The organism is Gemmatimonadetes bacterium SCN 70-22 (assembly GCA_001724275.1).
In the GTDB taxonomy this organism is placed as follows: domain Bacteria; phylum Gemmatimonadota; class Gemmatimonadetes; order Gemmatimonadales; family Gemmatimonadaceae; genus SCN-70-22.
In genome coordinates this window covers 1-22,901 of sequence record MEDZ01000038.1, presented here as the reverse complement: position 1 = coordinate 22,901, position 22,901 = coordinate 1, and the positions used below count along the sequence as shown (strand labels likewise).

Sequence of the window (22,901 nt, the reverse complement as noted above, 5' to 3'; positions counted from 1 at the left end):
CTACAGCGCACGAAAGCGGATGAGGGTGTATCCTTCCTCGTCGTCGGCGATCCGCCGGTTGTAGTCGATGTAGAAGTCGGTCGGGAAGCCGTAGGCGCGGTCGTAGCTGGCATCGACGCGGTCCGCGCGACGGTCGAGCGCATCCTGGATGATGGCGAAGAGCCCGTCGACGGTCGGGTAGAGGTAGGCGAGCGACGAGGGAACGGGGGTGAACGACCCGTCGATCTCGCGGGAGATGACCTGGTGGTTCTGGACCACGATGCGGACGGCGACGCCGCCCAGGGTGCAGAAGCAGTCGCGGCGCACGACGTACTCGTAGTCGTCGATGAAGTTGGCGGACCAGGTGCGCCGCGCGCGATCGAGGTCGCGTTGCTCCAGGCCCCAGTCGTCGTCGATCCCGGTGATGACGGTGCACGCCGATGAGGCGAGCGCCAACGTGACGAGGAGCAGGGGAGTGAAGACGCGTACCAGCGAGCGACGAACGGGCGACGAACGAGCGAGGGGCATGGAACTCCTCCGAGTGACGTGGCGATGCCGTGGAGAGCGAATCCGGCAGGTGCATCGTCCACCCTACGAACGAACCGTGCCGTTCCCCTTTCCCCGTCCCATCCCAGTGGAGGACACGGTGGCGGGTGCGGCCCCTGTCCCGGCGGTGGGACGGTCCGCTGGCCGTGGTTTGGGACAGCATACGCCGCGCCGGACGCCGGGCGACTCGCCTGCCGCTGCCGTCGGAAGGGGTCGGGGGGCGATGGTCCCCCTCTCCCTGGCTGCGCTCCTGCTCGCCGCCTGTTCGCCCGGGCTGAGGCCGCTCCCGGGGCCGGCCGACCCGGCTCCCGACCCGATGGAGCTCCCGATCCCGGCGAACCCGGCGACGGCGGGGGTGCCCGCGGGCGAGGTGGCGCGCCTGCTCGCGTCCAAGCGCCTCATGGTCCCGGTGGCGGGGGTCGCCCCCGAGCGCGTCGCCGACACCTTCACCGCCAGGCGCGGGCAGCGCATCCACTCGGCGCTCGACATCATGGCGCCGCGCGGGACGCCGGTGGTGAGCGCCGGCGCGGGGAAGGTGTGGAAGGTGCGGTCGAACACCCTTGGCGGACTCACGGTGTACGTGCTCGACGCCGACGAGCGTTTCGTGTACTACTACGCGCACCTCGACCGCTACGCCAAGGGATTGGCGGAGGGGCAGGCGCTGCAGCCCGGGGACGTGATCGGCTACGTTGGTACGACGGGGAATGCGCCGCCCAACACGCCGCATCTCCATTTCCAGGTGCTGTTGTACAAGGGGAACGGACGCTGGTGGGATGGCGACCCGTTGAACCCGCGACCATACCTCGCCAGGGAAGGGCGGGCCCGCTGATCATGATGAAAGGAAAGGAACGTGCCGAGTTGCGCGCCGAGGCGCATCACCTCGACCCGATGGTGCACATCGGGCACCAGGGGCTCACCGACACCGCGCTGGGGGCGCTCGATGACGCGTTGCGCACGCACGAGCTGGTGAAGGTCGCGATCGCCCGCACGATCGAGGCGTCGCCGAAGGAGCTGGCCGGCGAGATGGCCGAGTCGTTAGGCGCGGAGGTGATCCAGGCCATCGGGCGCAAGGTGACGCTGTACCGGCACAATCCGGAGCTGTGGCGGGAGCCGCGGAAGCTGCCACCGTGGAAGTAGGGGGCGGGCCCGTCAGGGTGCCGGGGGGCGCGGACGGGCATCGGGCGGCTCGGCGTCGCGTGCCACGGCATCACGTCGCGCGAGGATGATCGCCACCGCGGGCCAGTACATCGCCAGCATCACGTAGCGCAGGTCGAGGAGGCGGGCGGGGTCGGTGCTCCCCCGCAGGTGCAACGTGAAGAGGAGTCCGCCGACGATGCTGGTGAAGGCGAGGAACATGAGCTCGCGGCGTGACTTCGGGACCAGGAAGAGGAGGAGTTGGTCGGCGAAGAGCGCGGTTTGCGGGAGCGCCGCCATGGCGATGACGAGTCGCGCGTCGGCGGAGCGCCAGCGGAGGAGCGCCAGGAGCACCGGGAGGCCGAGGAGGGTGCGCAGGGGCGAGGGGTGGGCGTGCCCCGAGCGGACGGAGGCGAGCCACTCCAGCGGCCAGGATGGCATCACCAGCAGGGTGAGGGCGGCGAAGGCTGCCCCCCCGACGATCATCGCCCAGGAGGGGCGCCAGGCCATGGCGGCGAGGCCGAGGTTGGGCTTGCAGGCCACGAGCCACCCCAGCGCCGGGGTCAGCGCGGCGGCGGCGATGTAGGGCGACCATTGCCCCAGGTTGGCCGCCATCAGGAAGGGGAAGGAGAGGAGGACCAGCGCCAGGTGGAGCCAGCCGCGCGGGGCGAGCCCCCACCCCAACAGCGCGCTCCCCAGCGCCACGAAGAGGGCGTGCGAGAGGGCCAGCGGAAATGGCGTGAAGGGGACGGCGGCGACGAGGGCGGTGAGGGGGTAGAAGAGCGGGTCGGCGATGTGGTACGGGGGGCCCGAGGGGAGGGTGGCGTAGGGGTTCCCGCCGGCCAGGAGGACGCGGGCGCCGAACCACCAGGCGAGGTGGTCGCCGAAGAACCCCGGACGGGCGGCGAGGGCCCACGCGAGGACGCCGCCGTAGCCGCCAGCCGCAATGGTGGCCGCCAGCCGCGTGCGGAGCGCGCGCGTCACCCGCACCCCCGCGCCTCGCCGGCGGGCGCCGTGGTCACGCGCGACGCAGCGCCTCCAGCACGCGCCACGGGGTGAGCGGGAGCTCGGCGGGCTCGACGCCTAACGCGTCGGCCACGGCGTTGGCGATGGCCGGGGCGGTGGGGATGATGGGAGGCTCGGCGAGCCCCCGCGCCCCCACGTGGTTGGCCACGGTGTCGCTCCCCGCCACGCAGACGGCGTCGATGACCGGGACGTCGGCCAGGGTCGGGATCCGGTACTCGTGCATCGAGGCGTTGAGCGGGCGGCCGGTGGCCGGGTCCAGGCGTCGCTCCTCGAACAGGGCGAAGCCGAGCCCCTGGAGGATCCCCCCTTCCAGCTGGCTCTCGGCGAGGAGCGGGTTGATGATGCGCCCCGCGTCGTGGGCGGCCACGATGCGCAGCACGCGGACGACGCCGGTGTCGGCGTCGACTTCCACCTCGGCGAACTGGGCGCCGAACGACATGAGCCCCACGTTGTCGGGATTGGGGCCGCGGCTCCCGTGCCCCATGATCATGACGTTGCCGAGCTTGCGGGTGATCTCGCCGAAGGCCAGGCGGCGCGCGCCGTCGCGGGTGGCGACGATCGAGTCGCGGGCGACGAGGTCGTCGGGGTGGCACTCGAGGAGCTCGCTGGCCGCGTCGAGGAGGGTGTGGCGCGCCTCGTCGGCGGCGGCGCGGACGGCGGGGCCGACCGAGGCGGTGGTCATCGACCCCCACGAGTTGCCGGCGTAGGGGGTGCGCTCGGTGTCGCCGAGGATGACGCGCACGTCGGCGAAGCGCGCGCCTAACGATTCGGCGGCCAGCTGGGCCAGGATGGTGCGGGCGCCGGTGCCGAGGTCCTGCGTGCCGGTGAGGACGTCGACGGTGGCGTCGGAGTTGAGGCGGACGGTGGCGTAGGCGGGGGGACCGCCACCGGCTCCCCAGACGCAGGCGGCCATGCCGGTGCCGCGACGGAGGTTGCGGCTGGCGGAGGAGGGCCGGGATCGATCGTCGGCGGCCCCGGCGTCGGCGGGCGGGGCGTCGGCGGCTGGGGCGTCGGCGGCCCGGGCGTCGGCGCGCGCGACGGGGCCCCCCCCCGACAACAACGTATCCCCGCTCCCGCCCTCCCCCCGTACCACTTCCTTCCCCCTCGCATCCTCCCCCCACCCCTTCCACCCGAAACGCCTCGCCCCCGCCTCGTAGCACTCCCGCAGCCGGTTCGACGAGTACGCCCGGTCCCTGGCCTCGTCGCGCTCGGCGAAGTTCCGCAGCCGCAACGCCAGCGGGTCCATCCCCAGCGCGCGCGCCAGCACGTCCATCGTCCGCTCCAGGGCGAACGCCCCCTCCACGTGCCCCGGCGCGCGGAAGGCCATCATCGGCTGCGTGTTGACCCAGGCGAACGTCTCGTGCGTCCGCACGTTGGGGCAGTGGTACAGCTCGCGGTAGATCGCCGCCGGACTCCCCTCCCACCCCGCCGCGCCCAACGGGACCTCGCACGTCACATCGATCGCCACCAGCGTCCCGTCGCGCCGCGCCCCCAGCGTCACCACCTGGCGCGAAGGGGGGCGGTGCCCGCCGTCGCCCTGCTCCTCGTGACGCGTGGGGACGCACCGGACCGCCCGCCCCGTGCGCCGCGCCAGGAGCGCCGCCACCAGGGTATGGGCCCCGGCGTTGTTCTTGGCCCCGAAGCCCCCTCCCATGTGTTCCTTGATGACCCGCACGTGCGACCGGGGGAGCCCCAGCGCCGTGGCCACCTCGTCGCGCACCCGGTACACCCCCTGCGTCGACTCCCAGATGGTCACCCGGTCGCCGTCCCACTCCGCCACCGCGGCGTGCGGCTCGAGCGGGGTGTGCAGCGCCGACGGCGTCCGGTACTCGCGCGTCACCGTCACCTCCGCCCCGGCCAGGGCGCGCGCCACGTCGCCGCGCTCGGTCACCTGCGGCGAACCGCGCAGGAGGTTGGAGCTCCCGCGCACCAGGGGGGCGCCGGGGGCAGTGGCGTCCTCGAAGGTGATGGCGAACGGCGCCGCGTCGACCGTCACCCGCACCGCCGCCGCCGCGGCCAGCGCCGCCTCGCGCGACTCGGCGCAGACCGCGGCCACGGGCTGGAACGGATACAGCACCGCCGCCCCGAACAGGGGGATTCCGCCGGCCTTCATGGGGCGGGGGAGGTCGGCGGCGGTGAGGACGCCGACGACCCCCGGCAGCTGCAAGGCGGCCGCCGCGTCGATGGCGGTCACCGTCCCGCGCGCCACCTCGGCGCGGACGAACGCCGCATGCAGCATCCCCGGACGCTGGAGGTCGGCGGTGTACCGGGCCCGCCCCGTCACCTTGTCGCGGGCGTCGACGCGCGGAATGCGCGCCCCGACGATGGACAGCTCGGCGTCCGCTCCCCAGGGGGCCGGCTCGGTGGCCGGCACCTCCAGCACCTTCGCCTCCGTCCGCCCCTCGACCTCGACGGTGGTGGTGACGAACCGCTTGCGCGGCGAATCGTTAGGCACGCTCACGGCCGGCCGTCCGCGCCGGTCACTCGCGCCGCATCGGCCATCGTCGCATCGGCCATCGCTGCCGCGGCGGCATGGATCGCCCGCACGATCTTGGGATACGTCCCGCACCGGCAGAGGTTGGCGCTCATCGCGCGGGCGATCGCCGCATCGCTGGGCGACGGGTCGCGCGCCAGGAGGGCGAAGGCCGCGAGGACCTGCCCCGGGGTGCAGAAGCCGCACTGCACCGCGTCGTGGGCGATGAACGCCTCCTGCAACGGGTGCAACGCGTCGCCCCGGGCCACCCCCTCGATGGTCGTGATCGCATCCCCCTCGCACCCCTGCGTGAGCGTGAGGCACGACAGCACCGGCTCTCCGTTCACGAGCACCGTGCAAGCCCCGCACTCTCCGCGTTCGCACCCGGGCTTGGCCCCGGTGAGGAAGAGGCGGTCGCGCAGCGTGGTCAGCAGCGACTCGTGCGGCTCGGGGGCCACGTCACGCACCTGCTCATTCACGGTGAAACGCATGGCTGTCCATCTAGGGGAGATCGTGCCCGCTGTCCAGCACCGGCGCGTTCGGGGAGTGTGGTTGGGGAGTTCCAACGGGGCGCCGCCCGGCGGTAACGGCTATTGCCGAGTGCCGCGACAGGATATCTTGAATCTCCGCACCCATACCCGGCCAAACCTACTCCGATCATGCCGTACGTCATCACCGAAGCCTGCATTGGCACCAAGGACAAGGCCTGTGTCGATGTCTGCCCCGTGGACTGCATCTACGAGGGGGAGCAGCAGCTGTACATCCACCCCGACGAGTGCATCGACTGCGGCGCCTGCGAGCCCGAGTGCCCGGTGACGGCGATCTTCCCGGAAGAGGATGTCCCCGCCAACCTGCGGCAGTACATCCAGATCAACCGGGACGTCTTCACCAGCGACACCCCGCCTGGGCGCCCGACGCGCTGACGCCCCTGGCCCGGAGCGGATGGGGGGGCGCTTGCTCCCTCCGGGCGCGGACGCGCCTCGCGTTCGCTCCTGACCACCGCCGAGATGCTGCGCGCGATCACGCTCGACTACTGGGACACCATCTACCTCGGCGCCTCCGTGCCCGTGCGCATCGAGCGCCGGCAGGAGGCGCTGTCGCACATGCTGAGGCGGCTGGGGCGCCCGCTCCCCCCTGACGAGTTCGAGAAGCTCTACCGCGCCTCCGCCATCGAGGCCCAGCGATGGTGGCGCGAGGAGCACCGGGGCTACACCACGGCCGACCGCATCCGCTGGCTCCTGGCCCAGCTGGGGATCGAGCGACCCGAGGGGTGCGAGCACATCGCCGAAGCCTCGGCGGCGGTCGATGCCTCCCTCACCGAACACCCGCCGCAGCTCCTCCCTGGGGCGCGAGACGCGATCGAGCGGCTGGCCGAGCGATTCGCCCTGGCCATCGTCTCCGACACCGGCTTCGCCAGCGGGCGCGCGCAGGACCGCCTCCTGGAGCAGGACGGGGTGCGGCACCACTTCCGCGCCACGGTCTACTCGATGGACGTCGGCCACGCCAAGCCCCGCCCGGAGCCCTTCCGCGCCGCGCTCGATGCGCTGGGCGTTCCGCCGCACGAGGCGCTGCACGTGGGCGACATCGAGCGCACCGACGTGGCGGGGGCCCTCGGGGTCGGGATGCGCGCGGTCCGTCTCGATGCGGTGAGGACGAGCGGCCCCTCGGCCGCCGAGCACGTGGCGACGAGCCTGACGGCGCTGGCGGAGTATCTCACGAGATAAGAGACGACAAGCGGCGATCGCGCCCGAGTCGTGGCCCCGCGAGCGGCCTCACCTCGTCCTTCCGCCTTCTCGTCCTCTCGACCTCCGCACCTTCCCCAGGAACTCCGCCAGCACGTGATTGACGGCCGCGGGGCGTTCCACGTTGGCCACGTGCCCGGCGTCGGCGATGATCTCCAGCGTGCTCCCCCTGATGGCGGCGTGCATCAGCGCCGCCTCGCTGGGCGGGGTGAGGACGTCGTCGCTCCCCACGACGATCAACGCCGGGACGTCGATGGTGCCTAACGTGGCGGTGGAGTCGGGGCGGTCGCGCAGCGCCTGCAGCGCCCCGATCACCCCCTCCACGGGAGCGCTGGCCAGCATGCGGTGCACCTCGTCCACCACCTCGGGGCACTTCTCGCGCGTCCGCTTCCCCACCATCCCCGTGATCATCGCATCGGCCACCGCCGCGCTCCCGCGCTCGCGGGCCAGGGCGATCATCTCGTCGCGCCGCGCACGCCCCTCGGGGGGGTCGCTCCCCGCGCGCGTGTCCATCAGGACCAGCCCCTGTACCCGCGCGCGGTGGCGGCGCCAGAACGCCATCGCCACGTAGCCGCCCATCGACAGGCCGCAGATCACCGCCGGGCCGATCCCGAGCGCAGCGAGGAGGGCGGCGACGTCGTCGGCGTACTGGTCCATGGAGTACGGCGGGGCGCCGCGGCTCCCGCCGAACCCCCGCAGGTCGGGGGCGATGCAACGCGCCTCTCCCTGCAGGGCGGCGAGCTGGGCGTTCCAGAGCGTCCGGTTGTGCGGGAAGCCATGCAGGAAGACGATCGGCTCTCCCTGGCCCACGTCGTCGTAGCAGATCTCGGTCTGGCCGTATGACGAGAGCATGGCGGCGATTCCTGACGCCCTGTGGCGACGCGGAGGGGAGCGGGGTGGCCGCGGCGCGGGCGGCGTGGCAAGCGCGTCCGGAAGCCGGCGGAGGGGCGGATAACATGGCGACCGCCACCCCGACGGGTCAAAGGGGTGGAGGGGGGTGCTAGATTACCATGCATGAGCGCCCCTGCCGGCCCTGCTGCCGGAGCCGCCCTTGCCGTACATACAGTGACCCCATCCAGGAAACCCGATCCCCAGCGCCCGCTTTTCCTCGACACCCCCGAGGCGGCTGACGCATTCCTGACGTCGATCGAGAAGACGCAGGTCGTCGCCCTCGACACCGAGGGGGCATCGTTCCATCGCTACGTCGACCGGATCTACCTCCTCCAGCTCTCGACGGAGGCCCGGCACGCCATCATCGACCCCCTCCGGGTCGACTCGCCGGCGCGCCTGGGGGCGCTGCTGGAATCGCGCGAGGTCGAGGTCGTCTTCCACGACGCCGACTACGACCTGCGCCTGCTGCACCAGGATTACGGCTGGCGGGTCACCAACATCTTCGACACGCGCATCGCCGCCCAGCTGCTCGGGGTGAAGGCGTTCGGGCTGGCCGCCCTCCTGGACGAGAACTTCGGCGTCAAGCTCGACAAGAAGCACCAGCGCGCCGACTGGTCCATGCGACCGCTGACCCATGACATGCTCGACTACGCCGCCCAGGACACGATGCACCTCCTGGCGCTTCGCTCGCGGCTTCGCGAGGCGCTGGAGAAGAAGGGGCGCTGGCATTGGGCGCGCGAGGAGTTCACCCGTCTCGAGGGGACGCACTGGGACGCCGAGGACCCCTCGGCGTCGTTCCTCCGCATCAAGGGTGCGCGCGACCTGTCGCGTCGCGAGCTCGCCCTGCTGCGCGAACTCGTCGCCTGGCGCGACGGAGTGGCGCGAGAGCTGGATCGCAGCACCTTCCGGGTGGTGAGCAACGATGTCCTGCTGGAGCTGTCGCGCCGCTCGCCGCACGCGATGGACGAATTGCGCGGCGTGAAGGGGATCGGGCGCGGCATCCTGGAAAAGCGCGGGGACGAGATCCTCGAGGCCATGGCCCGGGGACGCGCCGTCCCCGATGCGGAGCTGCCGCGCTTTCCCAAGGCGCCGCGGTGGGACCGCGACCCGCATTTCGACGATCGCGTCGCACGGCTCAAGCGCGTGCGTGACGAGGTCGCGGCCGACCTCGGGCTCGACCCCGGGGTGCTGTGTTCGCGCGATCGCATGGAAGCCGTGGCCCGTGCCAAGCCCCACGCCCTCGAGGAGGTGGAGGCGATTCCCGAGCTGCGGGGGTGGCAGGTGGAGGTGCTCGGGAGCGGCTTCGTGAAGGCCCTGCGCGACCTGCCTAACGGGAGCTCCACCGGGGCCGAGGCGCAGGACTCGGCGTCGCGGGGCGCGTCGTCGAAGGGTGCGGCACCGAAGGGTGCGGCCCACAAGGGTGCGGCCCCCAAGGGTGCGGCGTCGGCCGACGAGGATTCGCCGTACCGTGATGGCTGAGTGGGGAGCGGAAGGGCGGGGGGGAGGCTTCCCTCGCTTCGGCCGGTGGGCGCGCCGCGGCGGGAAGGTGGCGCGGCCGCTGGCGTTGGCGCTGGCCATGTCGTCGGCGCTGGCGCCGGCCGTGATGGCCCAGAACGGCGGTGCCCGCACCGCCGCGAACGCCCCCGAGCGCGGGCTCCCCTACGCCCCGTCAGCCGGCACTCCCAGGTCCGACACGCTCGCCCCGCCGCTCCCGCGGGAGTTCCGGGCGGTGTGGATCGCCACCGTCTCCAACATCGATTGGCCGTCGCGCCCCGGGCTCCCCGTCGACTCGCAGAAGACGGAGCTGCTCGCCATCCTCGATCGGGCGGCGGCGGTTCGCCTGAACGCGGTGATCTTCCAGGTGCGCCCCGCCGCCGACGCGCTGTATCCGTCACGGCTCGAGCCCTGGTCGTACTTCCTGACCGGGGCCCAGGGGCGCCCGCCGCGCCCCATGTGGGACCCGCTCGCCTTCGCCATCGCCGAGGCGCACAAGCGCGGGATGGAGCTGCACGCCTGGTTCAACCCGTATCGCTCCCGCCATCCCGCCGACACCACGCGCACGGCGTCGCCGCTTCACGTCTCGCGGACCTTCCCGGCGCTCGTCCACAAGTACGGCGCGTTCGAGTGGATGGACCCCGGCGAGGCGCGCGTGCGGCGGCACACCATCGACGTCGTCCTCGACGTGGTGCGTCGCTACGACGTGGACGGCGTCCACATCGACGACTACTTCTACCCCTACCCCGAGACGCGGCGCGGGCGCGAGATCCCGTTCCCCGACGAGCGCTCGTGGCGAGCCTACAAGCGGGCGGAAGGGACGCTGTCGCGGGACGACTGGCGGCGACAGAACGTCGACCAGCTCGTCGAGCAGCTCTACTCGGCGATCAAGCGCACCAAGCCGTGGGTGAAGTTCGGCATTTCGCCGTTTGGTATCTGGCGTCCCGGCTACCCGTCCACGGTGCGCGGCTTCGATGCGTACCAGAAGCTCTACGCCGACTCGCGGAAGTGGCTCAACGAGGGGTGGCTCGACTACTGGACGCCCCAGCTCTACTGGCGTTCGACGGCCCCCAACCAGCGCTACTCGGACCTGTTGCTGTGGTGGCGCGAGCAGAACCACCAGGGGCGCAACCTCTGGCCCGGCAACTACACCGGGCGGGTATCCGCCAAGCGCCGCCCACCATGGCCGGTGAGCGAACTCCTGGACCAGATCCAGGAGACGCGCGCCCAGCTCTCCCCCAACAGCGGAAACGTCCACTTCAGCATGGACGCCTTCATGGTGAACAGCGACTCGATGAACGAGAAGCTGGTCGCCGGCCCCTACGCCGAGCCTGCGCTGGTGCCGCCGTCGCCATGGCTCGCCGCTGGGCTCCCCGATGCGCCCGTCGTCGTGCGCATCCCGAATCCGCGCACGGTGGAGCTGGACGTCACGCGCGTGGGAGCTTCACTCGTCGCCGCCGCGCCGGGGGCACGCGGCGCCGAAGCCACCACCTCGCGTGCGCCCGCCGACCGGACCGCCGCTCCCGTGACGTCGACGGTGCGCTCCGTCCGCGAGCCGCACTGGTGGGTGGTCCGCGCCCGCTACGGCGACGCCTGGTACGCCCGCGTCGTCCCCGCCTCGCAGCGGTCGATCCTGCTCCCCCTCGACGCCAACGATGTCCCGCCGTCCGTCGTGTACGTGACCGCCATCGATCACGCCGGCCAGGAGTCCCCCGCCGCCGTCGTGCGGTAGGGAGCGGTCACGGCGCGCGAAGCGCGCCCGGGAAGGAGTGGGACGTCGTTAGGTGGCGGTCGGCACGCCGGATCAGGCGCAGGGACTCACCGGGTGACCCCTGCGCACACCACCACGACAAAGGGGCGCAGCAAGCCGCGCCCCCTCTCGTCTTCTCGTCTTCTCGTCTTCTCCTAAAATCCGAGATACGCCCGCACCCGTGGCTCTATTCGCTCGGGAGTCCAGGGGGGCGACCAGACGAGGTTCACGGCGACATCCCCGATGCCGGGAATCGCCTTCAGCTGACGCTCGGCGTCGCCCATGATCTCCGGCCCGGAGGGGCACCCCGGCGAGGTGAGGCTCATGTCGATGGCGACATCGTTTCCCGACACCGAGATGTCGTAGACGAGTCCGAGATCGAGGATGTTGAGGTTGAGCTCCGGGTCCTTCACGCGACGGAGGGCGAGCTTGACCTGGTCGGTACTGACCGTGCTCGTCTCGCTCCCCCCCGTGGGGGGAAGCGCGTGCGTGGCAGTGGACGCTCCGTCGCCGTCAGGCGTGGCGGGGGAGGTCGGGTCCAGCTGGTCGGTGTCGTGGCTGTGGGTCTGGTCGCCAGTATGGTACATCGGAAGTCCTCGGATGCGCTTCTTCAAGATCGGCGTTCGACCTTATTCCGATCAAGGCATTCGGGAAAAATGGGCAAAAAAATGGGCCGCCCGAAGTGGGGCGGCCTGGGGGAACGCGACCCGCCTGGTCAGTTCGGCTTCCTGGTGCTCGCCTTGGGCGTGACGCCCTTCTTCTTCGCGACAGTCGAGCTCGCCTTGGCCTTGGTCGTGGCGGTCCTCTTGGCGGTCGATGAGGGGCGCGCCTTGGACTTGGCCGCCGACGTCCTGGAGGTGGTCGCCTTCGCCTTGCTGGACGCGCTCTTGCTCGGCCGTGCGCTCCGCCCCTTGGCGGCCGCGGCGCTGCTGGGCTTGGCGCTCTTGCTGGTCTTGCTGCTCGCCGCCTTGGCGCGCGAGCTGCGCGTGCTGCGGCGCGGCCGGTGGGCGGCCCGGTTCCAGCCGTCGGCGCGGTCGGCGCGGAACGAGCTCGGCATCGCGAGGATCCGGTCGGTGTCCTCGACCGAGAGCGCGGCCGCGTCGGCCAGGTCGGCGCGTACGTCGGCGATGACCTTTGCCGGGCGGCGGGCGCGGGCGGCGTGGACCCGGTTCGTCAGGAGGACGACGAACATCTCCCGCTCGGGGTCGAGCCACATCGACGTCCCGGTGAACCCGGTGTGGCCGTAGGCCAGCTCCGACAGGTATTCGCCGGAGCCTCCCTGCCCATCGGCCGTGTCCCACCCCAGGGCGCGTGTCCCGGCCGTCCGGCGGGTGAAGAGGGCGACCGTGCTGTCGGAGAAGATGCGCACGTCGTCGTACACGCCGCCGTTCAGCATCATCTGCGCGAAGATGGCCAGGTCGGCGGCGGTGGAGAACAGCCCGGCGTGCCCGGCCACTCCGCCGAGCGCATAGGCGTTCTCGTCGTGGACCTCGCCCCGCAGCGGGTAGCCGCGTGGCGGCGTGACCTCGGTGGGGGCGACACGGTAGCGCACCGAGTCGGGCGGATTGAAGAAGGTGTCGTGCATCCCGAGCGGCTTGAAGACGCGCTCGTTGAGGAAGGTGTCGAGGCGGAGCCCGGCGACCGACTCCACGACCCATCCGAGGACGTCGGCCCCGAGGTCACTGTAGATGTAGCAGGCCCCTGGCTGGCAGGCGAGCGGGGTGGTGAGGACGATGCGCCGCGCCTCGGCCGTGGACGACGTCATGCGCCACAGCTCGCGTCCCGCCGGGAGGCCCGAGCGGTGCGTGAGGAGGTGGCGGACGGTGACGAGGTCGCGGGTCCCCCCGCCGAACTCCGGGAGGTAGAAGGAGACGGGGGCGTCCAGGTCGAGGCGCCCCTCGTCGTAGAGGATCATGGCGGCCGTCGTCGTCCCCACCACCTTGGTGAGCGAGGCGAGGTCGTAGATGGTCCGGTCAGCCGAGACTTCCGACGAGGCGGTCGTCCACCCCAGCTTGCCGAACCCCTTCTCGTAGACGGCCGCGCCGCGCCGCCCGATCACGACGGCCGCTCCCGGGTAGCCCCCGGCCGTGATGCCACGGCGAACGACGCGATCGATGGTCGCGAGGCGTTCCGCGGACATGCCGACCGCACTGGGTGCCCGCAGCGGGAGCTTGTCCGCTGTGGCGGTCAGTGCAGCGAGCGCGAGGGCCAGGTGAGCGACCACGAAACTGCTCCAGAAGTGGGTTCTGACCTAGCGACGAACGTACCGACGCCAGCGTATCGGACTGCAAGGGCTACACCACCGGACCCCGGGGGTGCCGCACGAGGATACAAATGAACGTAGATTGTTGCAAGGCCAAGAGATCGGATACTCTACCTGATGTGCGTTCTCTTAGCTTGGCCGGACCCGGCTGTCCGGGGTACTGGACGCAAACGCATGGAACGCGCACACCGCTGAGGACGCGAGCTTCCCGGGGCGGGCGGTAAACCCGCGCGCGCTCGGGGGTGACCAACCCCCCAGAACGCCATGGCAACCGATACCTCCCTCATCCAGCGCGCGATCGACGGAGATGAGCGGGCGATGCGACAGTTGTGGTCGCAGCACGCCCCGCACATCGACGCAGTCGTCCGTCGCCTGGTGGGGAACGCGGACGACGCGGTGGACATCGCACAGGAAGTGTGGATCCAGATCTTCCGCGCGCTCCCCACGTACCGGGGTGACTCGCAGTTCGGGACGTGGGCGCACCGGATCGCGGTGAACCGCACGTTGAACGCGTTGCGGCGCACGCGCCGCCTGGCGAAGCTCGAGACCGACATCGAGGAGGAGACGGCGTCGGTGGAACATGGGAGCGAGCGTGCGTTGCTCGCGGCCTCGATCGAGGAAGCGACGGCCCGCCTCTCGCCGGGGGCGCGCACGGTCTTCGTGATGCACGACGTGGAGGGATACACGCACGAGGAGATCGCCGCCGAGTTGGGGATCACCCCCGGCGGCTCGAAATCCCAACTGTTCAAGGCGCGGGCGCGGCTGCGGAAGCTGCTGGCGCCCGTCATCGAAGGATTCAGCTCAGGGACGGACCGGGAACATGCTGCACCTGCCTATTGAACGCCTGGCCGAGCTGGTGGAGGGTGGCGCCACCTCCGCCGAGCGCGAGCACCTGTCGGGGTGCGCGGCCTGCACGCGAGAGTTGGAGGCCTGCCGCCGGCTGGCGGCCCTGGCCGCCGACGAGCGCCGGCGCATCGCCCCGCCGCTCACCAGCTGGGAATCGTTAGGTGACCGCCTGCGCGCCGAGGGGCTCATGGCCCCGGTGGCCAGGCGCCGCCGCGCCCCGCACCACCTGGCCGTGGACTTCCTGCGTCGCGCGGCGGCGGTGGCGGTCTTCGTGGGCGGGGGAGCAGTGCTGGGACGCATGAGCGCCGGGATGACGGTGGCCGACGCGGTCGCCTTCCGGGCGCCCTCGGCGGCGCCGGGCGCCGGCTTCGAGGCGCCGGCAGGTGGGGTATTGGCCGCCAACAACGGGGCGGGCTTTGCCTCGACGCAGGACGCGCTCGCCGCCATCGAGGAAGCCCAGCGGCAGTATGCGCTGGCCGCCAACTGGCTCGCCTCCAACGACACCAGTTCCGGGGCCATGGCGCCCGAGCAGTACCGGACGCGCCTCGCGGCGCTCGACCGCACCGCCGAGACGATGCAGCAGGCCATGCGCGATGCGCCGTCCGATCCGTACATCAACCAGTACTACCTCGCGACGCTCAGCGCCCGCGAGCAGACGCTGCGCCGCCTGGGGACCGCCCTCCCCGTGGGCAGCAAGCTGGGGCGCTTCTGATGCGAGCGCTCGTGATGCCACCCGTCGCGCGCGATTCGCGACGCGAGGCGCGGGACGGGAGTGCGGGACATGCGCGGCATGCGGGGCATGCGCGGCATGCGCGGCATGCGCGGCATGCGGGACATGCGGGGCGCGCGGGACGCGCCTCGCTGCGCGGCGTCGCCGCCGCGGTATTGCTGCTGGCGGTGCTCCCGGCCTCGGCCACGGCGCAGGCCCGCACCGTCGTGGTGCAGGAGGGCGAGTCGGCCTTCGAGGTGCAGGTCGACCGCCTCGTGCAGGAACTGCTGCAGAAGCGTCGCGCCACCCTCGCCCTCGCCTCCAACCTGCGCGCCATGCAGGTGGCCCTGCGTAACGGCTCGGTCGGCGAGGAGCAGCGCACCCCCGTACAGACGTCGATGCGGCTTGTGCGCGAGCACCTGGCCTCGCTCGAGTCCGACATGGCGGGAATCCAGCAACGCCTCCGCGTCATGTGCGCCCCCAACGAGCGCCCCGAGGGGTGGGTGGGGATCGCGTACTCAGGCTCGGCGACGGCGACCCGCGAGGACGATGGGCGGCTCATCATGCGCTTCGTCGACTATCCCAGCATCGAGTCGGTCGAGCCCGGGTCGCCGGCCGACAAGGCGGGGATCCGCGGCGGCGATCGCATCCTCGCGATGTCGGGGAAGGACCTGCGCGATGCAGAGATCGATTTCACCCCGCTCCTCAAGCCGGGGACGCGCATCCCCTTCAAGGTGCGCCGCGGCGTGGAGTCGAAGCTCCTGACGGTCACGGTCGAGCCGCGCCCGGACGACTTCGCCACTCCCTGTCCCTGGGTCGACGAGCGGATCTCGGCGGCGCTGGCCCCGATGCGGCTGACGGTGACCGTCACCGCCAACGATGACGAGGACGCGGGGGCGCCGAGCCCCGAGTCCAAGGCGGCGCCGCGCCTGGCGCCGCGGCCCTCGCGCGTCTTCGTCAAGCGCCCGTCGCCTCCGGCTCCACCGGGCGCGGTCTCCGCGACGGCCCCGGTCCCCCCGCTCCCCCCGGTCGCGCCGCAGGGGAGCGCCTCGACGGTCGTCTTCGGCGGCGCGCAGTTCGTCGCCGTGGGACGCGAGCTGGCCGAGGCGTTGGGCGTGGAGCGCGGCCTCCTGGTGGTGGGAGCGGGGCGCGGCTCTCCCGCCGAGCAGTCGGGGCTGCGCCCGGGCGACGTCGTGATCGCGGTCGAGGGGCGCTCCATCGCGTCGCCGCTCGTCTTCCTCCAGGCGGTGGAGCAGTCGGAGGGACGCGAGCTGCGGCTGCGCCTCATGCGGCGCGGCAAGCCGGCCGCCATCACGCTGCGCTGGTAATCGCCCGCAGGGTGCCTAACGCGTCGCGGCGTTCGCGCCGCCGATCGGGCCGGCGGGGAGGAGGTACAGCAGCTGCGCGGTCGCCCGGTCGGCGCTGGACAGCGTCTTGACCCGCACCTTCGGCGTCATGATCGACGTCGTGTCGGCGGTGTGGTCGAGCCCGATCAGGTGTCCGACCTCGTGCAGCGCGATGGCGCGCGTGGCCGAGGCGTCGAGCGTCTCCCCCGTGCGATGGTGCACGGCGAGGACGATGCTCGCCTCGAGGATCGTCCACCGGTCGTCGTGCGACCAGAGCGTCTTCCCCGAAATGGCCTCGTTGAAGCGGTCGATCCACGTCACCCGCACGTCGGCCGAGGCCGAGTCGCGCACGAAGCTGAAGTTGAGCGGGATCCCGCTCTCCCCCCACTCGACGAAGGCGTCGCGCACGATGTCGACGCTCGCCGGCGACCAGTCGGGGATCTCCGCCGACGGCTGCACCCAGATGCGCAGCGGCGCCCCCTGGCGGTCGGGCCAGCGCGCCAGCGCCGAGTCGTGCGCGGCGAGCACTTCGCCGATGTAGGTCCCCGCCGCCCCGAGCGCCAGGCGATTCCTGGCGTCGGATAGCGAGCGCTCGCGCTCGCCGTCGCTGCCGCGTGAGCGACCCAGGTGCCAGCGGAAGCCGGCGCTGTCGTCTTCCGCCGCCGTCGTCGTCGCGTTCGTCCCTGCCGAGCGCACCACGTGCCGCCCCCCTCCGCTCGCCCGCATGGCATACACCTCCCCGCCCACGAAACCGGCGAGGGCGATGAGGATGAGGGCGAAGACGAGATCGAGGCGCTTCATGAACGGGGTCGGACGCTACACGCGATCGCTGTCGGAGAGGAACGAGTCGACCTGGCGGAAGAAGAGCTCCGGGGCTTCCCAGAAGGGCATGTGTCCCGCCCCCGGGATGAGGGACAACCGCCCCTTCGGGAGGAGCGCGACGAGTTCGCGCGCCACCGCCGAAGGGAGGAGGTCCTCGGCCCCGTGTATGACGATCGTCTCCGTTTGCACGGCTCGTACCAACGGTGTCCAGTCGTACCCCTCGCGACGGAGGCGGGAGGCGACGGCGGCGCCGGTGCGGCTCTCACTACGAGGCGGGACAAAGAGTTGCGCCAGCTCCGGGTCGGCGAACCATGCCGGGTAGATGGCGCGCGAGTAGGCGGAATGTGTTGCCGGGTCGCCCGTGAGGAGGGTCGCCGGGTCGATGTGCTGCAACACCGCGCGCTGCGGCGCGGCGAGTCGCGACAGGGCGGCGTCGTGCAGGTGTGGGAGCCAGCTCTCGCTGCGCGGCCCGACCGCGTCGACGAGGACGAGGCGGCGGACTCCCGCCTGGTCCTGCTCCGTCCCCAGCAGCGCGATCCCACCTCCCCACGAATGCCCGAGGACGTCCCACCGGCGGTAGCCGAGTGCCACTCGCAACGCGGCCAGGTCGCCGGCGTCGTGCTCGATGCGGGCGGCCTGTGCCCCGGGCGGGGCACCGCTCTCACCGCGCCCGCGCTGATCGTAGAAGATGAGCTGGCGGCGCTGCGCGAGCGGCGCGAGGGCCGGCCAGAGGAGCTTGTGCGAGAAGAGGAGCCCGCCGTTGACGCAGACGAGCGGGAGGGCGCCAGCGACTTCGGGGGTCGTGAAGACCGCGAACTCGAGGCCGCGCGCGGCGACCCGCTGGCGGTGGAGGCGCGGTGGGTGGGGGAGCGAGCGCCGGTAGGCGATGAAGCGCTCGCGGGCGGTCACATGGCCGGACATGTCGGGAAGATAGCGCCGGACGGGATCGGTGGAGGCGAGCGGGGGCACCGGGAGCGCGGCCCTAGCCGATGCGGGGGGAGCGGGTGACCTTCCCGCGAGCCGCACGCATGACATGCCCCGTTTCCGAAAGGTTCCGATGACGTGGAACGTCCGATTGCATCTGACGGCACGGCCGCTGGCCGGCGCCGCCTGGCTCGCCGTCTCCGTCGCCACGGGGGGCGGGGCGCAGGTGGCCGCCGCCCCCCGCACCGCGGCGCTCGACAACCCCGCGCGGCGCGAGGGGCTCGGCAACTACCTGCGGGCCATGGCGCAGCTGATCCCGCCCGATGGCGCCACACGCCGGCTGGCGGGGTACCCGGCCTACGCCTTCGGCTACGGGAACACCTTCGTCCTCGCCATCGACTCGAACATCGCCGAGGACTCGGTGCAATTCGCGTGGGCCACGTCGCAGCTGGCGGGACTCGACCGGCGGCGATATCCCAACGTCGTGGCGTTCTTTCACCATCCCGTCTTCTCGTCCGGGCCGCACGGCGCCGCGATCGTCGAGCGGCCCACGGCGGCGCTGCGCGCGCGGTGGATGCCGCTCTTCAGGCGCCACCGCGTGCGACTCCTGGTCACCGGGCACGAGCACTTCTTCGAGCACTTCGTCGAGCGGTACCGCGACGCCACCGGGGGCGACCATCGCCTGGACCAGCTGGTGACCGGCGGCGGTGGCGCACCGCTGTACGCGTATCGTGGCGAGCCCGACCTGCGGGAGTACCTCAAGGCCGGGGTCCCCGTCGCCGTGCGGGTGCAACACCTGGTGCGCCCCGGAATGGAGCGGGGCGACAATCCGTACCACTACGTGATCGTGAACGTCGACGGTGAGCGCATGTCGCTGGAGGTGCGGAGCGTGGACTGGGGAGAGGGGTACGCGCCGTACCGGAGCAACCGCGCGACACTGGGGGACCGCGTACGGTGAGGCGCGGGGCTGCAGCTGCCGGCCGACGCCGGCCGCAGGCCTAGCGCGGCGCGCCGACTCCCCGCACCCATTCCCCATGTCGATCGAGCTCGTCGCCCTGTACTCCATCACGGCCGCCGCCGCCGCGGGGGTGGGCCCCATCCTCGCCCGCGTCTCGGGGCCCGACGACCCGTTCGTCGGCCTCGCGAACGCGCTCGCCGCGGGGATGATGCTGGGGCTGGCGTATCCGCTCACGCGCGATGCGCTCGACGCCGGGACGATCGGCGCCACCATCGGCGCGTGGGGAGCGGTCGTCACCCTCTTCGCCGTGCATGCCTGGTTCGACCTCGACGCGGGGGACGCGGTCCCGCCCGCCAGGGCCCAGCTGGGCGCCGCGTTGCACTCCGCGCCCGAGGGGCTGGCGCTCGGCGTGGCGCTGGCGATGGACGCGAGGTTCGGCGCGGTGGTGGCCGGCACCCTGGCGTTGCACAACGTCGGGGAGGGGATCTCCCTGTCATCGCACCTGGCGGGGGGGAGGTCGGTGGCGCGGCGTGCCGCGGCCGCCGCGGCCTCGAACCTCCCCGAGGTCGTGCTGGCGCTGGCCGGCTTCCTCCTCGCCACGGCCTTCCCCTCGCTCCGCCCGCTCCTGCTCGGCGCCTCGGCGGGATCGTTGATCTACCTGTCGCTCGCCGACCTCCTTCCCAGTGGCTATCGGGCCGCCGGGCGCACCGCGATCGCGGTGGTCATCATCGCCGCCACCAGCATGGTGGCGTTCGCCGGGAACGTCCTGATGGAGCGGGCCTCGTGAACGTGCTGGCGTGGACGTCCGATCACCCCTCAATCCTCGTCTTCATCTATGCCCTGATCACGGCGATCGCGACCGCGCTCGGCGCCCTTCCCTTCGCGTTCATCCGGTCGGTGTCGCCGCGCGTCGTCGGCTATTCCAACGCGCTGGCGGCCGGGCTGATGCTGGGCGCCTCGTTCGGGCTCATCGTCGAGGGGGCGCGCACGCGCGGCGGGGCGACGCTGACGGGGGTCCTGTTGGGCGTGGTCTTCATGCTCGTGGTGCAGCGCCTGCTGGGGGAGCGCGAGGACGAGATGGAGTTCCTCGGTGCCCGCGGGGCCGGGGCGAAGAAGATGCTCCTCATCATCGCGGTGATGACGGTGCACTCGTTCGCCGAGGGGGCGGCGGTCGGCGTCTCGTTCGGCGGAGGGGAGTCGCTGGCGACGGCCATCACCCTGGCGGTGGCCGTGCACAACGTCCCCGAAGGGCTCGCGATCAGCGCGGTGATGCGTCCGCAGGGGGCCTCGATCGCCCGGTGCGCGTGGTGGTCGTTCTTCTCGTCGATTCCGCAGCCGCTGGCCGCCGTCCCGGCCTACCTGTTCGTCGAGCGGTGGGCGGCGACGCTGCCCTACGGACTCGGCTTCGCGGCGGGGGCGATGATCTTCATGGTGCTCGTGGAGCTCCTGCCCGAGGCGTACGAGCAGGAGTCGTCGCGGGGGATTGCCGCGGTGGCGACGCTGGCGATGATGGGGATGGTGTCGGTGCAGCGGTACTTGTGAGCAGCGCCCGGGCGGCGCCGCTGCCTAACGCGGCCTGGCGCGCAGGTACTGCGGCGGCCAGGCGATCTCCTGCCCCAGTTCGCGCGCGGCGGCGAGCGGCCAGCGCGGGTGGCGCAGGAGCTCTCGCCCCATCAGCACCACGTCGGCGTCGCCGCGCTCGACGACCTGCTGCGCCTGCGTGGCGGTGGTGATGAGTCCCACGGCGCCGGTGGCGACGCCGGCCTCGTGCCGGACGCGGCGGGCAAGGGGGACCTGGTAGCCGGGGGCGACGGGGACCTGCTGCGCCGCCGACAGCCCCCCGGACGAGCAATCGACCAGGTCGACGCCGTCAGCGGCAAGGAGTCTCGCCAGCTGCACCGTCTGGTCGATGTCCCATCCGCCGGCTACCCAGTCGGTCCCCGACACGCGGGCGAAGAGCGGGAGCTCCGCCGGCCACACCTCGCGTACGGCCCGGGTCACCTCGCGCACCAGGCGCACGCGGTTGTCGAAGGGCCCGCCGTACGCGTCGGTGCGGAAGTTGGCGAGCGGGGAGAGGAACTGGTGGAGGAGGTAGCCGTGCGCCGCGTGGAACTCCACGACGCGGAACCCGGCCGCGAGGGCGCGCCGCGCCGCGGCGCGAAAGGCGTCGACGACGCCGGCGATCCCCTCGTGCGTGAGGGCGTGTGGCTGCGGATAGTTGTCCGCGAAGCGGACGTCGCTCGGCCCCACGACGTCCTCCCACCCCCCTTCGGAGAGCGGGGCCCGCCCGCCGCCGTCCCACGGGCGGCGCACGCTGGCCTTCCGCCCGGCGTGCGAGAGCTGCATCCCCGGCACCGCCCCCTGTGCGCGGATGAAGTCGGCGATGCGGCGCAGCATGGGGATGTGCGCGTCGTCCCAGATTCCCAGGTCGTGGGGGCTGATGCGCCCGGCGGGGGACACGGCGGTCGCCTCGGTGAAGACGAGCGCCGCGCCGCCGACCGCCAGCCCCCCCAGGTGCACCAGGTGCCAGTCGTTGGCGAAGCCCTCCTCGCTCGAGTACTGGCACATGGGGGAGACAACGACGCGGTTGCGCAGCGTGACCGATCGGAGCTGGATGGGCGAGAACAGCATGTCGTGGAGTGGGCGGGGGGCGGCGCGCCGGACAGCCCGGCGAGGGGCCGCGCGCGAAAGATAGCCATCCGGCCGGGGCGTCGACGCTCGGGGGAAACCGGGAGGTCGGGTGTCCGTAGGGAAACCGGCCGCGGCGCCGTACCGCGCGAAGGCGCCATGGCGGCGAAACCACGAACAAAGATCGAGTGTCACGATGCAGCGCATAACGATGCAGCAACTACGGAATACCATGGGCGTGCTCGCCCTCCTGGCCGTGGCCGGGTGTGCGACGGCCGGCGCCACATGGGGGAGCGGGGTGGGAGACCGCATGCTGGAGCACCCTCCATGGGTGGCTGGCGCGACGGTGATGGCCCACGGCGACAGCGCGCGGGTGGGGCACTTCCCGGTCGTGTTCCAGGCCGGGGCGTCGCAGCCGGCCATCTTCGACCCGGCGTCGGGCGCGGCGACGCCCCTCGAGGGGCTGCTGGCCGAGATGAACGCCTACCTCGATTCGTTAGGCACGGCGTCGGGGCTCTCCATCCGCCTGGTGGAAGGGGGGCGCGTATCGGCGGTCGCGCACCGGGCCACGACGTCGCCGCCGGACGTGCAGTTCGGCTGCGTGACGGAACCGGCGCTCCCGGGCAGCGACTGCGCCGAGCGGGGCGACAGCGCCCTGGGGCGCGGGCGGCAGCAGATGCGGCTGGCCGTGGGGCGCCCGTCGGCCGAGTGGGTCCAGTGGGCCGGCGACGTGATGCGCGACCAGGGGGTCGCGCGCGCCCTCGTCCTGACGCTCGAGGTGGGGCAGTACCTCCCGCGCCAGCGCGGCTGGCGCGGGGCCAAGGAGGTGGAGCTGGGGACGGGGCATACGCGCGCGCTCCCCTGGCTCACCTCGCTCGACACGCCGGTGTCGGTGCTGCAGCTGACGGGAGCGCTCGTCGGGCGCGACGGGAAGGCGATCCGCATCGGCGCCGAAGGGTTCCACGCCAGGCGCACGCGGCTGCTGGCCAGCGCTGCCGGGGCGCAGGAGCTCCTCAGGGACGACGACGTGCGCGCGGTGCGGTCGGAGCGTCGCGAGGACCTGGCCGGCTCGCCGCTGGCCTGGCAGGTGGCGATGCGCCAGCTGGTGGCGCAGCTGACGGGACGGCGCGACCTGGCGCCGTGATGCGGGGGGTGCCCGGCGCGGCGGAGCGGCCGCGCCGGGCGCGCCGGCGTGGCGCGCCTAACGATCGCCGGGTGGGCGACGCGGGGCGCGTTTCCGCTTCGCCCCCCGCCCGGAGTCCGGCGCCGCGCCGGACGGCGTGCTGCGTGTGGCCGCGGGTTCCCCCGCGGGTTTCGGCGCGGGTTTCGGCGCGGGTTTCGGCGCGGGTTTCGGCGCGGGTTTCGGCGCG

The 22,901-nt window shown here is 72.4% G+C and carries 23 protein-coding genes; 13 read left to right on the top strand and 10 right to left on the bottom strand.

From position 1 onward, the window contains the following. A complete protein-coding gene (locus tag ABS52_15940; protein ODT01906.1) occupies positions 1-507 on the bottom strand; it encodes a hypothetical protein in 507 nt (168 codons plus the stop codon). 241 nt (positions 508-748) lie between these two features. Here ABS52_15940 and ABS52_15935 point away from each other — a divergent pair, with 241 nt between their 5' ends. Together ABS52_15935 and ABS52_15930 are read left to right on the top strand one after the other, a co-directional pair. After that, on the top strand, positions 749-1,354 hold the full coding sequence (locus ABS52_15935) for a hypothetical protein (GenBank protein ID ODT01905.1): 606 nt from the start codon (positions 749-751) through the stop codon (positions 1,352-1,354). Between the two features lie 2 nt (positions 1,355-1,356). Further along, a complete protein-coding gene (locus ABS52_15930) occupies positions 1,357-1,662 on the top strand; it encodes a hypothetical protein (protein ODT01904.1) in 306 nt (101 codons plus the stop codon). A 12-nt stretch (positions 1,663-1,674) separates the two neighbouring features. On the opposite strand, the gene ABS52_15925 is transcribed toward ABS52_15930, so the two are convergent. Genes ABS52_15925 through ABS52_15915 form a run of 3 tightly spaced genes read right to left on the bottom strand, consistent with a single transcriptional unit; the run spans position 1,675 to position 5,649 of the window. Then, complete coding sequence (locus tag ABS52_15925) at positions 1,675-2,649, bottom strand: hypothetical protein (GenBank protein ODT01903.1); 975 nt, start codon at positions 2,647-2,649, stop codon at positions 1,675-1,677. A 28-nt stretch (positions 2,650-2,677) separates the two neighbouring features. After that, positions 2,678-5,146, bottom strand: a complete 2,469-nt coding sequence (locus ABS52_15920) for a hypothetical protein (protein ID ODT01902.1) — start codon at positions 5,144-5,146, stop codon at positions 2,678-2,680. Then, entirely contained in the window at positions 5,143-5,649 is a 507-nt protein-coding gene (locus ABS52_15915) for a (2Fe-2S)-binding protein (protein ODT01901.1), read from the bottom strand. The genes ABS52_15920 and ABS52_15915 overlap by 4 nt, the downstream gene beginning before the upstream one ends. 168 nt (positions 5,650-5,817) lie before the next feature. Here ABS52_15915 and ABS52_15910 point away from each other — a divergent pair, with 168 nt between their 5' ends. Both ABS52_15910 and ABS52_15905 read left to right on the top strand, forming a co-directional pair. Continuing rightward, positions 5,818-6,081, top strand: a complete 264-nt coding sequence (locus ABS52_15910) for a ferredoxin (protein ODT01900.1) — start codon at positions 5,818-5,820, stop codon at positions 6,079-6,081. An 84-nt stretch (positions 6,082-6,165) separates the two neighbouring features. Next, positions 6,166-6,882, top strand: a complete 717-nt coding sequence (locus ABS52_15905) for a hypothetical protein (GenBank protein ODT01899.1) — start codon at positions 6,166-6,168, stop codon at positions 6,880-6,882. 48 nt (positions 6,883-6,930) lie between these two features. Here the strand turns inward: ABS52_15905 and ABS52_15900 are convergent, their stop codons facing one another. Further along, positions 6,931-7,752: a hypothetical protein gene (locus ABS52_15900; GenBank protein ID ODT01898.1), complete on the bottom strand. Its 822-nt coding sequence runs from the start codon at positions 7,750-7,752 to the stop codon at positions 6,931-6,933. A 213-nt stretch (positions 7,753-7,965) separates the two neighbouring features. Here ABS52_15900 and ABS52_15895 point away from each other — a divergent pair, with 213 nt between their 5' ends. Together ABS52_15895 and ABS52_15890 are read left to right on the top strand one after the other, a co-directional pair. Continuing rightward, positions 7,966-9,270 (top strand): hypothetical protein, encoded by a 1,305-nt coding sequence (locus ABS52_15895; GenBank protein ODT01897.1) that lies wholly within the window; start codon positions 7,966-7,968, stop codon positions 9,268-9,270. Continuing rightward, on the top strand, positions 9,263-11,017 hold the full coding sequence (locus ABS52_15890) for a hypothetical protein (GenBank protein ID ODT01896.1): 1,755 nt from the start codon (positions 9,263-9,265) through the stop codon (positions 11,015-11,017). Before ABS52_15895 ends, ABS52_15890 begins: the two co-directional genes overlap by 8 nt. A gap of 173 nt (positions 11,018-11,190) precedes the next feature. On the opposite strand, the gene ABS52_15885 is transcribed toward ABS52_15890, so the two are convergent. Together ABS52_15885 and ABS52_15880 are read right to left on the bottom strand one after the other, a co-directional pair. Further along, positions 11,191-11,448, bottom strand: coding sequence for an aromatic ring hydroxylase (locus tag ABS52_15885; protein ID ODT01918.1), 258 nt, complete (start codon positions 11,446-11,448; stop codon positions 11,191-11,193). A 302-nt stretch (positions 11,449-11,750) separates the two neighbouring features. Beyond that, positions 11,751-13,259, bottom strand: coding sequence for a hypothetical protein (locus ABS52_15880; protein ID ODT01895.1), 1,509 nt, complete (start codon positions 13,257-13,259; stop codon positions 11,751-11,753). Between the two features lie 303 nt (positions 13,260-13,562). Here ABS52_15880 and ABS52_15875 point away from each other — a divergent pair, with 303 nt between their 5' ends. Genes ABS52_15875 through ABS52_15865 form a run of 3 tightly spaced genes read left to right on the top strand, consistent with a single transcriptional unit; the run spans position 13,563 to position 16,181 of the window. After that, positions 13,563-14,138, top strand: coding sequence for a hypothetical protein (locus ABS52_15875; GenBank protein ODT01894.1), 576 nt, complete (start codon positions 13,563-13,565; stop codon positions 14,136-14,138). Beyond that, the gene (locus ABS52_15870) at positions 14,119-14,856 is read left to right on the top strand and encodes a hypothetical protein (protein ID ODT01893.1); all 738 of its coding nucleotides are present in this window, start codon (positions 14,119-14,121) and stop codon (positions 14,854-14,856) included. Before ABS52_15875 ends, ABS52_15870 begins: the two co-directional genes overlap by 20 nt. Beyond that, positions 14,856-16,181: a hypothetical protein gene (locus ABS52_15865; GenBank protein ODT01892.1), complete on the top strand. Its 1,326-nt coding sequence runs from the start codon at positions 14,856-14,858 to the stop codon at positions 16,179-16,181. The genes ABS52_15870 and ABS52_15865 overlap by 1 nt, the downstream gene beginning before the upstream one ends. Positions 16,182-16,196: 15 nt before the next feature. Here the strand turns inward: ABS52_15865 and ABS52_15860 are convergent, their stop codons facing one another. Both ABS52_15860 and ABS52_15855 read right to left on the bottom strand, forming a co-directional pair. Continuing rightward, a complete protein-coding gene (locus tag ABS52_15860; protein ID ODT01891.1) occupies positions 16,197-17,000 on the bottom strand; it encodes a hypothetical protein in 804 nt (267 codons plus the stop codon). 15 nt (positions 17,001-17,015) lie between these two features. Then, positions 17,016-17,930: a hypothetical protein gene (locus ABS52_15855; protein ID ODT01890.1), complete on the bottom strand. Its 915-nt coding sequence runs from the start codon at positions 17,928-17,930 to the stop codon at positions 17,016-17,018. A gap of 124 nt (positions 17,931-18,054) precedes the next feature. Here ABS52_15855 and ABS52_15850 point away from each other — a divergent pair, with 124 nt between their 5' ends. The 3 genes from ABS52_15850 to ABS52_15840 all read left to right on the top strand — a co-directional run bounded on the left by ABS52_15850 (position 18,055) and on the right by ABS52_15840 (position 20,445). After that, a complete protein-coding gene (locus tag ABS52_15850; protein ID ODT01889.1) occupies positions 18,055-18,903 on the top strand; it encodes a hypothetical protein in 849 nt (282 codons plus the stop codon). A 76-nt stretch (positions 18,904-18,979) separates the two neighbouring features. Beyond that, complete coding sequence (locus tag ABS52_15845; protein ODT01888.1) at positions 18,980-19,690, top strand: hypothetical protein; 711 nt, start codon at positions 18,980-18,982, stop codon at positions 19,688-19,690. Between the two features lie 32 nt (positions 19,691-19,722). Beyond that, positions 19,723-20,445, top strand: coding sequence for a dihydroorotate dehydrogenase (locus ABS52_15840; GenBank protein ID ODT01917.1), 723 nt, complete (start codon positions 19,723-19,725; stop codon positions 20,443-20,445). 24 nt (positions 20,446-20,469) lie between these two features. Here ABS52_15840 and ABS52_15835 read toward each other — a convergent pair whose 3' ends face one another. After that, on the bottom strand, positions 20,470-21,534 hold the full coding sequence (locus ABS52_15835) for an oxidoreductase (protein ID ODT01887.1): 1,065 nt from the start codon (positions 21,532-21,534) through the stop codon (positions 20,470-20,472). 208 nt (positions 21,535-21,742) lie between these two features. Between ABS52_15835 and ABS52_15830 the strand changes: the two genes are divergently transcribed. Further along, positions 21,743-22,675 (top strand): hypothetical protein, encoded by a 933-nt coding sequence (locus ABS52_15830; protein ID ODT01886.1) that lies wholly within the window; start codon positions 21,743-21,745, stop codon positions 22,673-22,675. The last annotated feature ends 226 nt before the right edge of the window (positions 22,676-22,901 follow it).